The organism is Pseudomonas sp. GL_091, assembly GCF_057837725.1.
In genome coordinates this window covers 2,524,513-2,537,731 of sequence record NZ_CM174451.1, presented here as the reverse complement: position 1 = coordinate 2,537,731, position 13,219 = coordinate 2,524,513, and the positions used below count along the sequence as shown (strand labels likewise).

Below are 13,219 nucleotides of genomic sequence, written 5' to 3'. Positions count from 1 at the left end.
CGAACTGCTCCCCAGCTGCAGCTCGGGTTTTTTTCCTCCGGCGTTCTGCCGACTGAACACAATCCCCTCGTGCCCAATTTCTCGATGCTACGCTGAAATCTCCATGGAGAATTCGCGAGGCCAAACGCCGGACTGCTCCCTTCCCTACTATTCAAGCTCAATGAAAACCAACTCGCCCTCGAAGCGGCCATCATGGAGCTCTCCAACTGGGTCGAGCAGCGCGGCTCGGCCGATGTCGCCGATAACGTACGCGGCGCCTTGGAGGCGATCAACCGCAACGAGGAGTTCATCAAGATGACACTCTGACACTCGCGGTGATGATGACGCGGGAATGACTGCTCTCTCGAAAGCCGCTGCAGAGTTGTCTTTTAGAAGCCAACTTGTGAATAGGAATTCGAACTCCACCAGCCCACTCAGTCGGCCGCTGTAGACCGAATAAATACTCACAAATCGCTTTACTCCACAGACTGCAGCGGTCTATCGAGACCCAGTGCACTTTCCAACCTTACCGCCCTGATTAGTATTTAGCTTTAACCCCACCGGACATTGATCTGAGGCGTAAAGCCAGTCGCAACCACCTCTCTAATCCTGTCCGACTCTGTCCGGTTACTCAGCTCTAGAGCAGGGAAATAAATCTGCCCCCTTTTTGCTCGGGAGGTATTCGGCCCGTCCGCGCTGCTGGTGAAGGTCAGGGATGAAGATGAGCTGTTGCAGGTCGCGCGATCATTCAAGGGGCAACTCAGTGCGACTCTGCATCTGGAACAGGACGATTTGCCACTGGCCCGTCGCTTGCTGCCAATCCTGGAGCGACGCACCGGGCGCATCGTGGTCAATGCCTTCGCCCATCCGCAGGAAGTGTGTTTCGCCACCGTGCATGGCGGGCCGTTTCCGGCCACCTCGGACAGTCGCTTTACTTCGGTGGGTATGACCGCCATCGAGCGCTTCCTGCGTCCGGTGGCTTACCAAGGCTTTCCCGATGCCCTGCTGCCGGAGCCGTTGCGCGAGGGTAACCCTTTGGGGCTGCCGCGCGTTGTGGATGGTCAATAACGAAAAGTGCCTGGCCCGGTATGCCATTCCGGTGACTGTAGGAGCGAGCTTGCTCGCGATGGTCGTCAACGATAACGCGTGTGTCCTGACTAAACGCGGCGCTCTTGAGTCCATCGCGAGCAGGCTCGCTCCTACAACAACGGGTCATCCGGCGTTCTTTGCCAGCTTCGTTTCGCCGCTGTCCCAACCGCCGCCCAAGGATTTGTAGATCGCCACAATGGCGCGGTACTGATCGGTTTCACCCAATGCCTGGGCATCTTCGGCGTTCAGGCGCTCACGTTGCGCATCCAGCAACACCAGATAGTCCACCACCCCTTCCTTGTATTGCGTCGCCGCCAGATCGGCCGCTGCTCGACTCGACTCGCTTTGCTTGATCAACGACAGCAAGCGTTGCTGGCGTTTACCGTAGTCGCTGAAGGCGTTTTCCGATTCCTCCAGTGCGAGCAACACCTGTTGCTCATAGGTCGCCAACGCGCCCTCGGCGTCGGCGTTTGCGCCACGAATGCGCGCCCGCACACTGCCCAGGTCAAACGCGGCCCAGGTGATGCTCGGCCCCAGGCTCCAGGCGCGGGCGGCACTGGAACCGATTTGCGAACCACGCCCCGCCGTGAATCCCAGGAACCCACTCAAGCTCACCCGTGGAAACAGGTCGGCGGTGGCCACGCCGACATCGGCCGTTGAAGCCGCCAACCGGCGCTCTGCCGCGAGCACATCCGGGCGCCGACGCAACAGTTCGCCAGGATCGCCAATCGGCAATGCCTTGGCGATGGCCGGCAGGTCCTTTGGACTCAGATCGATGCTCAGCGTGTCCGGGCGTTCGCCCAGCAGCGTGGCGATGCGGTTTTTATGGCGCACCTGCTCCGCCTGCAGCTGCGGCACGCTCGCCTCGACCGCCGCCAACCGCGCATCGGCGCGCACCACGTCGAGTTCGTTGCCCACGCCAGCGTCACGCAGGCTCACCGTCACGGCGCGCGATTCACTTTGATTCTTCAGGTTGGCCAGGGCGATTTTTTCCCGCAGTTGCGCACCGCGCAGTTGACCATAGGCGTCCACCAACTCGGCGATCATGGTCACCCGCAGTTGGTACAGGTCCGCCGCCGTGGCGTCTTCCCGGGCATCACTGGATTCCAGTTCACGCTGGATGCGCCCGAACAGGTCGATCTCCCAGGCCATGTCCAGGCCCAGATCGTAGCGCTCGATGTTGACCCGATCCACGCTCTGCCCCGGTACTTGTGCCTTGCCCTGCTGGCTGCTGACGCGGCTGGTGACCACCGGCAGATTGTCGTTGCTGACGTCATCGCGGATGGCCCGGGCGGCTTTCCAGCGGGCGAAAGCCACGCGCAGATCACGGTTGCCATTGAGCGCTTTGCCAACCAACTGGTTCAGCGTGGGGTCGTCGAATTGTTGCCACCACACCGTTTCAAAACGCGATTGATCGTAGTGGGCCCCTTGCGCCGAGACGACATGGGCAGGCGCCGTGTCCGGGGTTTTGTAATCCGGCCCTACGGTGCAGGCGGCCAATGCCGCGACCAGGAGGCTGGGAAGGAAGAGCTTGAAAGCGTTCATCAGTGTGCCTCCGAATCAATAACGTTGAGCGAGTGAACCCGGGCCGCCTTGCGCGCGGCTTTACGTTCGATGTAGCGACGAATCAGGACGAAGAACACCGGCGTCAGCAGCAGCCCGAAGAAGGTCACCCCGAGCATCCCGGAGAACACGGCGACACCCATGGCGCGGCGCATTTCCGAACCGGCTCCGGTGGAAGTCACCAACGGAATCACCCCCATGATGAAAGCGATCGAGGTCATCAGGATCGGCCGCAAACGCATGCGGCAGGCGTCGAGCACGGCATCCAGTGGCGACAGGCCCTGGTCCTGCCGGTCCTTGGCGAACTCGACGATCAGGATCGCGTTCTTGCACGCCAGGCCCACCAGCACGATCAAGCCGATCTGGGTGAAGATGTTGTTGTCGCCCTTGGAAATGATCACCCCGGCAATCGCCGACAACAGGGTCATCGGTACGATCAGGATCACCGCCAGCGGCAGGCTCCAGCTTTCATACAGTGCAGCCAACACCAGGAACGCCAGCAGGACGCAGAGCGGGAACACCAGCAACGCGGTGTCGCCGGACAAGATCTGCTGGTAGGTCAGGTCGGTCCACTCGTAGGTCATACCGTTGGGCAGTTCTTCCTTGAGCAGTTTCTCGATGGCTTTCTGGGCCTGGCCGGAGCTGAAGCCGGGAGCCGCCGCACCGTTGATTTCCGCACTGATGAAGCCGTTGTAGTGCATGACCCTATCAGGCCCCGACGTCGGGCTGACCTTGATGAAGGTGGCGAGCGGGATCATTTCTCCATGGTCGTTGCGCACCTTCAACTGGCCGATCTGCTCCGGTTCCAGGCGGAACTGCTGGTCAGCCTGAACGTTGACCTGATAGGTGCGGCCGAAACGGTTGAAGTCGTTGGCATACAGCGAGCCCAGGTACACCTGCAACGTGTCGAAGATATCGCTGACGGCCACGCCGTGGGTCTTGGCTTTTTCCCGGTCGATCGCGGCATCGACCTGCGGCACGTTTACCGTGAAGCTGGTGAACAGATTGGCCAGTTCCGGAACGCTGCGGCTCTTGGCGATGACGTTCATGGTCTCTTTGTACAGGGCTTCATAGCCCAGGTTGCCGCGGTCTTCGATCTGCAGTTTGAAACCACCGATGGTGCCCAGGCCTTGAACGGGCGGTGGTGGGAACACGGCGATGTAGGCGTCCTGAATGCTGCCGAACTTGGCGTTCAGTGAAGCGGAAATCGCCTTCGCCGACAGGCTCGGGTCTTTGCGTTCATCGAAGGGCCGCAAGCCGATAAAGGCGATACCGGCGTTCGGGCTGTTGGTGAAGCCATTGATCGACAGACCGGGGAACGCCACCGCGCTGTCAAAGCCAGGCTCGTTCATGGCGATGCTGCTCATGCGCCGGATCACTGATTCCGAACGATCAAGGCTGGCGGCGTCCGGAAGTTGCGCGAAGGTCACCAGGTATTTTTTATCCTGGGTCGGCACAAAACCGGTCGGCGTGGTGCTGAAGCCCATGTAGGTCATGGCGATCAGCCCGGCATACACCAGCAAGGCCACGCTGCTGCCACGAATGACCTTGGCGACGGCAACCACATAGCCATGGCTGGCTTTTTCGAATACGCGGTTGAAGGGTTTGAACAGCCAGCCACCGAACAGGCGATCCAGAACTTTGGAGAAACGGTCTTTCGGCGCACCGTGAGCCTTGAGCAATACCGCGGCCAATGCCGGCGACAGGGTCAAGGAGTTGAACGCCGAGATCACCGTCGAGATGGCAATGGTCAGGGCGAATTGCTTGTAGAACTGGCCGGTCAATCCGGAGATAAATGCTGCCGGCACGAACACCGCGCACAACACCAACGCCGTGGCGATGATCGGGCCGGTCACCTCGCCCATGGCTTTCTTGGTTGCCTCGATCGGCTCCAGGCCCAACTCGATGTTGCGCTCGACGTTCTCCACCACCACGATCGCATCATCGACCACGATCCCGATGGCCAGCACTAGACCGAACAGCGACAGGGCATTGAGCGAGAAGCCGAACAGATGCATCACGGCAAAGGTGCCGATCAACGACACCGGTACGGCAACCAGTGGAATGATCGAGGCGCGCCAGGTTTGCAGGAACAGGATCACCACCAGCACCACCAGAATCAGTGCTTCGAACAGCGTGTGAACCACCGCTTCAATCGAACTGCGTACGAAGATGGTCGGGTCGTAGACGATCTCGTAGTCCATGCCCTCCGGGAAGTTCTTTTTCAGTTCGGCCATCTTCGCCCGCACCTGATCGGAGACGTCGATCGCATTGGAACCCGGGCGCTGGAAGATCGGCATCGCCACCGCTTCCTGGTTATTGAGCAAGGCGCGCAGGGCGTACTGGTTGGAACCGAGTTCAATCCGCGCTATGTCCTTGAGGCGAGTGATTTCGCCGTCCGGACCACTGCGGACAATCACGTTCTCGAATTCCTCCTCGGTGACCAGCCGCCCCTGGGAGTTGATCGACATCTGGAAGCTGGTGGCGTTGGGCGCAGGCGGTGCGCCCAGTTGGCCGGCAGCGACCTGACGGTTCTGTTCACGGACCGCATTGACCACGTCAGTCGCAGTCAGGTTGCGTGAAGCGGTCTTGTTCGGATCGAGCCAGATCCGCAGCGAGTAGTCGCCGATACCGAACATCTTCACGTCACCGATACCGTTCAGGCGCGACAGCTCATCCTTGACGTTGAGGATCGCGTAGTTGGACAGGTACAGCATGTCGTAGCGCTTGTCCGGCGAAGTCAGGTGCACCACCATCGTCAGCTCGGGCGACGCCTTGTCCACGGTGATGCCGATGCGCGTCACTTCTTCGGGAAGCTTTGGCTCGGTGCGCGTGACACGGTTCTGCACCTGCACCTGGGCGTTGTCCAGGTCAGTGCCGAGGGCGAAGGTCACCGTGAGGGTAAGCCTGCCATCGGCCGTGGACTGCGAATACATGTACAGCATGTTCTCGACGCCGGTGATCGCTTGTTCGAGAGGTGCAGCTACGGTTTCGCCAATCACCTTGGGGTTGGCACCCGGGTAGTTGGCGTGGATGACCACGGTCGGTGGCACTACCTCGGGGTATTCGCTGATCGGCAACTGGAACAGCGCGATGGCGCCGGCGATCAGGATCAGCAGCGACAACACCGCGGCGAAGATCGGCCGCGTGATAAAGAACCGGGAGAACTTCATGACAGTGTTCCTTTATCCGCGAGGTGAAACGGCAGCATCCGTTTTCACCAGTGCCGGGGACGGAGCGACGGGCTGATTACCCGCCTCGATGGCCTGGCGTTGACGGGCCAGGGTGGCGACGGTTTGCGCATCGGCCATCGGCGCGTCCTGCGGCGCGACCACCGCGCCGGGACGAACCCGTTGCAGACCGTTGATGACGATGCGGTCTTCTTTCTGCAAACCGCTGCGCACGATGCGCAAGCCTTCGAGCTTCGGTCCCAGATCGACGCTGCGGTACACGGCCTTGTTGTCCTGGTCGATCACCAAAACGAACCTCTTGCCCAGGTCGGTGCCCACCGCCTCGTCCTTGATCAGCAGGCCGGCGTAGGCTGCGCTGCCCACCAGTTTCAATCGGGCATACAGCCCCGGGGTGTATTGGCCATCGGCGTTGTCGAACACCGCGCGGCCACGAATGGTGCCGGTCTTGGGATTGACCTGGTTGTCGACGAAGTTCATCTGCCCCAGGTGGCTATTGCCCTCCTCGTTCGACAAGCCCATGTACACCGGCGTGGATTGACTGCGCTGGCCTTGACGGGAGAGCTGGCCGTACTTGAGGAACAGGCGCTCGTCGGCGTCGAAATAGGCGTAGACCTTGTCGGTGGAGACCACGCTGGTCAGCGCCGAGGTGTCGGCGGTGACGATGTTGCCGGCGGTGATTTCGGCTCGGCTGACCCGGCCGCTGATCGGCGCGGTGACGCGGGTGAAGCTCAGGTTCAGGCGTGCCAGATCGAGTTGCGCCTGCACGGCATCGACGGCGGCCTTGGCTTCCTGGGCGGTGGTATTACGCGTGTCGGCCAGTTCCGCAGAGATGGCATTGCTGCTCAGCAGGCGCTGGCCGCGTTGCGCTTCATTGCCAGTTCGAACCAGCGTGGCGCGAGCTTGTTGCAACTGTGCTTCGAGGCGATGCACTTCGTGTTCGAACGGGCGTGGATCGATCTGGAAGAGCAAATCCCCTTTCTTGACCGACTCGCCATCCGTGAAGGCGACACGATCGATCTGCCCCGAGACCCGCGGGCGAACCACAACGGTTTCCGGCGCTTCCAGACGGGCGGTGACTTCATCCCATTCGGTAATGGGTTGCTCGAGCACTTTGGCGACCGTGACAGGCGGCGCACCCGGAGCCTTGGCGGCATCGGGTGCGTGGCCGCAAGCAGTGATGGCCGCCAGGGTCAGGACAGCAAGGGGATAACGCAAAGGTTTGAGTGACTGTTCCATGGGTAGTGTCCGCCTGACGGTTTAGGGGTTGGAGAATTCTCGGCCGCACAGGGGGCAGCGACGAATTGAACGGAGTGAACTTGGCTATCATCATTAATGATGACTATCATGTATAAGCACAAAAAAAATTAATACTCAGATCAAGCCTTTGAATTAACCGGTTTTTTTACTGCAAGCCGTCAGACTGACGACCGAGCAAATGGAGTCCAGTGCGGGCCCAAGCGTTTGCGCCACCTGCAAGGCTCGAGTGGTCGGTTCCATTTTGTGGCCAATGCGCTTAAACAGAGGGTCGTTGAACAGCGTACGCAATCGACTCAATGCACCGCTGACCGCCGGCTGGCCCAGGGCAAGCTTTTCTGCGGCGCGGGAGACATTGCGCTCCTGTATGAGCGCCTCGAAAACCACCAGCAGATTGAGGTCGATACTGCGCAGATCATTACGTTTCATGGGTCAGCACCCTGTGAGATGTTTTGACTGGAGCCACGGGCCCGGAACCTGCAAAGCAATTGCCGCGAATTTATATTATGATCATCATAAATACCAGCCCCTCAGCAAAAATTTGCCAGGGCGCTCATCGGATGACAGGACCCACTCATGAAAGTGACGAAAGACCAGGCAGCAGCCAACAAGGAAGCGATCCTCGGCGCGGCCTCGAAGATGTACCGGGAAAAAGGCATTGATGGCATCGGTATCGGCGAACTTTCCCGCTCGGTGGGCCTGACCCACGGCGGCTTTTACGGACAGTTCCCCGGCGGCAAGGAGCAGTTGGCGTCAGAGGCGGTCAGCCGCACGTTCGAAACCAACATCGAAGACTGGCGAGCGGCTAAATCGATCCCTGAACTGCTCAAGGGTTACTTGAGCCAAAGCCACCTGAGCAACTGGACCGAAGGCTGCCCGATCCCCGCCCTGGGCGCCGATGTCGCGCGTAATGGCGGTGCCATCAGCCACTCGTTCACCCAAGGCGTGCAGACCCTGATCGAAACGCTGCTGCCATTGGTCGACGGCGAAACCGATGATGAAAAGCACGAGGAAGCCTTGCGTATCCTGTCCTCGATTACCGGGGCCATACTGATCGCCAGGGCCCTGGACAACCCTCGGTTGTCGGAGCAGTTTCTGCAATCGGTGATTAATGCCTGGCCTGCCAGCCCCGAGGCTTGATAAGCCTGGATGATTGCCAGAGCCCTGGGTGTCTCGGATAGACCGCACCTTGCTCTGCAAAAAACCAGAGATACAAGTCATAAATGAGGAGTCGCCATCAGCGCTCCAGGCAGCTTCAACAAGTCTGAACTAGCTTTACCTGCAAGTTTCGAGTGCCGGAGTTCTTCCTGCTAGCGATCCACTGCCTACCGGCAAGGAGTTGTGATGCGCGCCACAGCGTTTTCAGTCGGTGGACCTGCCCCTTGGTTCCAGTGCCGCACTCAACAAAGAGAGCGCTTTCATTTCGACACTATTGCCGGTCGGTATGTAGTGCTTTCTTTTTTTGGTTCTGCGGCTGATCCCGCATCAATTAAAGTTCTGGAAGGTGTTCGGGCCCATCGCCAGCGGTTCAATGACGATCACGTCTGCTTCTTCGGTGTTTCCGTAGATCCAGATGATGAAAAGCTCAAGCGGGTAGAAAGTTCGATACCTGGCATGCGCTTCATCTGGGACTTCGATCGGTCAGTCAGTAAGCTCTACGGTACATTGCAGATAGACGGCAGCATCAGGCAAATGACCTATGTGCTGGATCCTGCGTTACGTGTCCTGGCCATCGTCCCGATAGAGACGCCGGTTGATAACCATGTACCCTCTTTAATGCGTTTTCTGGATAGATTACCCGCACTGGCACCGCCACATGCCGCCACTCCACACGCACCAGTCCTGGTGATTCCCCGTATATTTGAGCCCAAGCTGTGTAAAGCACTAATAAGTTACTACGACGAACGTGGCGGAGAGGAATCCGGGTTTATGGTGGAGCAGTCGGGTAAAACCGTCCACATCACCGACCATGGCCACAAGCAACGTCGTGACTGCAATATTGAGGACGAGGCTCTATCCAAAGCATGTTCGTTGCGTATAGCCAGCCGTCTGCTTCCAGAGCTACATAAAGCGTTCCAGTTCAATGCCACTCGAATGGAGCGCTATCTGGTGGCCTGCTACAACAGCGATGAAGGCGGGCATTTCCGGCCCCATAGGGATAACACCACGAAGGGAACAGCGCATCGCCGTTTTGCCGTTTCCCTGTTTCTTAATACGGGAGAGTACGAAGGCGGTTTTCTGCATTTTCCAGAGTTTGGAAAAGCGCTTTACAGCGCTCCAACAGGAGGGGCTGTGGTGTTTTCGTGTTCACTTTTGCACGAAGCCACTCCTGTAACCCAAGGTCGCCGTTATATGTTTCTCCCGTTTCTATACGATGATGCTGCTCGCGTCGTTCGAAAAGAGAATCTCCCATTTCTTGACCGCTGACTCGTGCTCAACACAATTGTTCATGCGGTTGCGAATGGTCCAGGCCACGGCGATCTGGCCGGCCAGGGATTCGCCGCCGGCCTCGCCCCACAGCGTGTGGGCGAGGATTACAGCTGCTTGATCGGACGCCTCTTCGATAGTCTCGGCGTCAGTGACCGCTTTCGATTGCCTCCCAGTCGGGTTACCTGGTTGTCATAGGGGTTCTCTAATGCTTGAAATTGTGGCGGGTTGAGACTATCAGTGAGGTTCAATCCTTCGAGGGCAAAGCAATGCCAACGACTGAAGAAGCTGTGTACGCAGCAGCCAGGCTTCGCGCCCGCAATCGAGGAGAAAACGAAACTATGGCCGCAGTTAAGGCACTCGATGCGGTGGCGATACTTAAAGAAACTCTATCTGGAGATAAGTACCAAGAAGCGCTTGAGAAACTCTATCTTGAGTACTCAACACCTTGATTTATCTGTGCCGCATTCACCTGCGGCACACCTCGCCAGCGCAATCAGGCCCTGAGGGAGGCCCTCTGCCTTTGCGGCATTGACCACTTTGGCGATGGCTGCATCCAGATCCGCGAGAGCCTTGTTGATCTCGGCACTCATGGATAGCGCGTGGCGCAGGCAGGTTGCGTTCGTCATGCTGACTCCAATGTCGCGACACTTGCCATTGGGCGATGAACACCTGGAGCGCGCCTACACTGAGATGCACAACGATTGAGCGGACATGGAGCTCCTCGCATGCGGACTAGCGCAATTGTGATACTCCTTATCAGTTATGCCGTGCTGTTCGTGCTTTTTCTCAAGCTGAATGCTCGAAACAATCGACGCCGCCGAGAAGTTCTTTACGAAGCCTTTGAAACCACAATGCGACAGCATGGGATCAAGTCTTTCGAGATCCTCAAGGAAAGTATTTTTATCGGCAACAACTTTCGGCCATCAGAACTGTATCGGGTATTGTTAGTCGAATCCGGGCACTACTTTCTTTACCTGCACGCCAGCAATACACAGCCAATTTTCATGCCGCTGACCGAGGAGCGAGCGTTGCAAGCTGCACAGGGTGAGATAGGAATTCAGGCATAGTGAATCGCCACACCTATGCCTCGATGATGCTATCTGCTGGCGAGAATCCAATGTGGGTAGCCAGGCAACTCGGCCACAAGGACTGGACCATGATCGCCAAGGTTTATGGCCGCTGGACGCCCTCAGCAGTCGTTGGGGCCGGCACTCGTGCCGGCCCCAACGTTACGTCAACCTCTCCTATTTCAAGTCAAAGCGATCCAGGTTCATCACTTTGGTCCACGCAGCGACGAAGTCCTTGACGAATTTCTGCTGTGCATCGGCGCTGGCATAGAATTCGGCCAAGGCACGCAACTGCGCATTGGAACCAAAGACCAGGTCAACCCGGGTACCCGTCCACTTCACTGCACCGGTTTTGCGATCACGCCCTTCATACTCTTGCTGGGCATCCGATACCGGCTTCCACTCCACGCCCATATCCAGCAGGTTGGTGAAGAAGTCGTTGGTCAAGGTTTCCGGACGCGTGGTGAACACACCATGTCTGCTCTGGCCGACATTGGTGTTCAACACGCGCAAGCCGCCCAGTAACACCGTCATTTCCGGCGCGCTGAGCGTCAGCAGTTGCGCCTTGTCGATCAGCAATTTTTCGGCCGGCACACGGTACTGTTGCTTCAGGTAATTACGGAAGCCGTCGGCAATCGGTTCAAGGAATCCGAAGGAGTCGACATCGGTCTGTTCCTGGCTGGCGTCCATGCGCCCTGGGGTGAACGGCACCGTCACGCTATGACCGGCATTTTTCGCCGCCTGTTCCACGCCCACGCCACCGGCGAGCACGATCAGGTCGGCCAGGGAGATTTTCTTGCCGCCACTGTTGAACTCGCCCTGGATGCTTTCAAGTTTCGCCAGCACCGTCGCCAATTGCGCCGGCTGGTTGGCCTGCCAGGACTTCTGTGGCGCCAGGCGCAAGCGCCCACCGTTGGCACCGCCGCGTTTATCGGAGCCACGGAACGTCGACGCTGCCGCCCAGGCTGTAGATACAAGCTGCGAGACTGACAGCCCCGAGGCCGCAATTTTGCCCTTGAGCGCGGCGACATCGCTGTCGCTGACCAGCGGATGATCGACGGCAGGGATCGGGTCTTGCCACAGCAGCTCTTCGTTCGGCATTTCCGGGCCGAGGTAGCGTGAGAGCGGCCCCATGTCACGGTGAATCAGCTTGTACCAGGCGCGGGCGAAGGCGTCGGCCAACTGGTCTGGATTGGCCAGGAAGCGCCGCGAAATCGGCTCATAGATCGGGTCGAAGCGTAGCGACAGGTCCGTGGTCAGCATGGTCGGATCACGCCGTCTGGACGGATCATGGGCATCCGGAATGGTGCCGACGCCAGCGCCGCTTTTCGGCTTCCACTGGTTTGCCCCCGCCGGGCTCTTGGTCAGTTCCCATTCGTAACCGAACAGATTCTCCAGGTAGTTGTTGCTCCACTGGGTTGGCGTGGTCGTCCAGGTCACTTCCAGGCCGCTGGAGATGGTGTCGCCACCTTTACCGGTACCGAACGTGCTCTTCCAGCCCAGGCCCTGCAGTTCGAGGCCGGCGCCTTCGGGCTCAGGTCCGACATGGTCGACAGTACCGGCACCGTGGGTTTTGCCGAAGGCGTGACCGCCCGCGATCAGGGCGACGGTTTCCTCGTCATTCATGGCCATGCGCGCAAAGGTTTCACGGATGTCCTTCCCGGCGGCGACCGGATCAGAGTTGCCTTCAGGGCCTTCGGGGTTTACGTAAATCAGGCCCATCTGCACGGCTGCGAGGGGGGTTTCCAGATTGCGCTCTGCGGGAGCTTGCCCGGCATCTTTGCCATAACGCACGTCGCCACCCAGCCACGTGCTTTCCGAACCCCAATAGACATCTTCGTCCGGTTCCCAGACATCCGGGCGGCCACCGGAAAAACCAAAGGTCTTGAAGCCCATGGAATCCAGCGCAACGTTGCCGGCGAGGACGATCAGGTCAGCCCAGGAGATTTTGTTGCCGTACTTTTGCTTGATCGGCCAGAGCAGCCGACGGGCCTTGTCGAGGCTGACGTTGTCGGGCCAGCTGTTGAGCGGTGCAAAGCGTTGCTGGCCGGAGCCGGCGCCGCCCCGGCCATCACCGGTGCGATAGGTGCCTGCGGCGTGCCAGGACATGCGGATAAAGAAAGGCCCATAGTGACCGAAGTCCGCTGGCCACCAGTCCTGGGAATCGGTCATCAGCGCAGTCAGGTCTTTTTTCAGCGCCTGGAAGTCCAGGCTCTTGAAGGCTTCGGCGTAGTTGAAGTCGCCCCCCAACGGGTCAGACTTGGGCGAGTGTTGACTCAAGATCTTCAGGTTCAGTTGGTTCGGCCACCAGTCGCGGTTCGTCGTGCCACCGCCAGCGGCGTTATTGAACGGGCATTTCGATTCAGTTGACATGGCATCTCCTCTTGATTTTGTTTTCAGCTAACCATCCTTAAGCGTGGATCCGGATCACCGATTGAAGAAATAGCTTTTCGGTATGGGATCCATAGCCTTAAGGCTATGACGGCCCAGTGATCAGTCGCTCCAGAACATCCATTAAAGTACCGGTCCGGGAAACTGTCGCTTCATCTTGGGAGATAGCTGATAAACAGTTCAAATCAGCAAGGAAATGCAAGATCATGAACACCTGCCACAATGGATAGGTAGCCTTTGCTGCATGGACGCTGG

At 58.8% G+C, this 13,219-nt stretch carries 10 protein-coding genes and 3 pseudogenes; 6 read left to right on the top strand and 7 right to left on the bottom strand.

The window, feature by feature from the left end:
• Positions 1-639 precede the first annotated feature (639 nt).
• Positions 640-1,047: pseudogene (locus AC3ITY_RS11620) on the top strand (aldehyde dehydrogenase (NADP(+))); the annotation flags it as partial.
• Positions 1,048-1,191: 144 nt separating this feature from the next.
• On the opposite strand, the gene AC3ITY_RS11615 reads toward AC3ITY_RS11620, so the two are convergent.
• The 4 genes from AC3ITY_RS11615 to AC3ITY_RS11600 form a co-directional block, all read right to left on the bottom strand.
• Positions 1,192-2,613, bottom strand: a complete 1,422-nt coding sequence (locus AC3ITY_RS11615) for an efflux transporter outer membrane subunit (RefSeq protein ID WP_489309192.1) — start codon at positions 2,611-2,613, stop codon at positions 1,192-1,194.
• Positions 2,613-5,804: an efflux RND transporter permease subunit gene (locus AC3ITY_RS11610; protein ID WP_489309190.1), complete on the bottom strand. Its 3,192-nt coding sequence runs from the start codon at positions 5,802-5,804 to the stop codon at positions 2,613-2,615. Before AC3ITY_RS11610 ends, AC3ITY_RS11615 begins: the two co-directional genes overlap by 1 nt.
• A 12-nt stretch (positions 5,805-5,816) precedes the next feature.
• Positions 5,817-7,058, bottom strand: coding sequence for a multidrug efflux RND transporter periplasmic adaptor subunit MexE (mexE, locus tag AC3ITY_RS11605; RefSeq protein ID WP_489309188.1), 1,242 nt, complete (start codon positions 7,056-7,058; stop codon positions 5,817-5,819).
• Positions 7,059-7,211: 153 nt separating this feature from the next.
• Complete coding sequence (locus tag AC3ITY_RS11600; protein WP_477783842.1) at positions 7,212-7,505, bottom strand: LysR family transcriptional regulator; 294 nt, start codon at positions 7,503-7,505, stop codon at positions 7,212-7,214.
• Between the two features lie 147 nt (positions 7,506-7,652).
• On the opposite strand from AC3ITY_RS11600, the gene AC3ITY_RS11595 reads away from it, so the two are divergent.
• Complete coding sequence (locus tag AC3ITY_RS11595) at positions 7,653-8,216, top strand: TetR/AcrR family transcriptional regulator (protein ID WP_223458194.1); 564 nt, start codon at positions 7,653-7,655, stop codon at positions 8,214-8,216.
• A gap of 204 nt (positions 8,217-8,420) precedes the next feature.
• A complete protein-coding gene (locus AC3ITY_RS11590) occupies positions 8,421-9,503 on the top strand; it encodes a 2OG-Fe(II) oxygenase (protein WP_489309185.1) in 1,083 nt (360 codons plus the stop codon).
• A 21-nt stretch (positions 9,504-9,524) separates the two neighbouring features.
• Here AC3ITY_RS11590 and AC3ITY_RS11585 read toward each other — a convergent pair.
• Positions 9,525-9,641: pseudogene (locus AC3ITY_RS11585) on the bottom strand (cell wall hydrolase); the annotation flags it as partial.
• Between the two features lie 131 nt (positions 9,642-9,772).
• Here AC3ITY_RS11585 and AC3ITY_RS11580 point away from each other — a divergent pair.
• Positions 9,773-9,955 carry a hypothetical protein gene (locus tag AC3ITY_RS11580; protein WP_223458196.1) on the top strand — a complete coding sequence of 61 codons (183 nt, stop codon included), beginning with the start codon at positions 9,773-9,775 and terminating at the stop codon, positions 9,953-9,955.
• Here the strand turns inward: AC3ITY_RS11580 and AC3ITY_RS11575 are convergent.
• Positions 9,944-10,132, bottom strand: a complete 189-nt coding sequence (locus AC3ITY_RS11575) for a hypothetical protein (protein ID WP_489309183.1) — start codon at positions 10,130-10,132, stop codon at positions 9,944-9,946. The two genes, AC3ITY_RS11580 and AC3ITY_RS11575, sit on opposite strands and share 12 nt — an antisense overlap.
• A 99-nt stretch (positions 10,133-10,231) precedes the next feature.
• Between AC3ITY_RS11575 and AC3ITY_RS11570 the strand changes: the two genes are divergently transcribed.
• Positions 10,232-10,573 carry a hypothetical protein gene (locus tag AC3ITY_RS11570; protein ID WP_489309181.1) on the top strand — a complete coding sequence of 114 codons (342 nt, stop codon included), beginning with the start codon at positions 10,232-10,234 and terminating at the stop codon, positions 10,571-10,573.
• A gap of 5 nt (positions 10,574-10,578) precedes the next feature.
• A pseudogene (locus AC3ITY_RS11565) lies at positions 10,579-10,812 on the top strand (hypothetical protein); the annotation flags it as partial.
• Here the strand turns inward: AC3ITY_RS11565 and katG are convergent.
• Positions 10,751-12,946, bottom strand: a complete 2,196-nt coding sequence (gene katG, locus AC3ITY_RS11560) for a catalase/peroxidase HPI (RefSeq protein ID WP_489309179.1) — start codon at positions 12,944-12,946, stop codon at positions 10,751-10,753. The pseudogene AC3ITY_RS11565 and the gene katG sit on opposite strands and share 62 nt — an antisense overlap.
• Positions 12,947-13,219 lie beyond the last annotated feature (273 nt).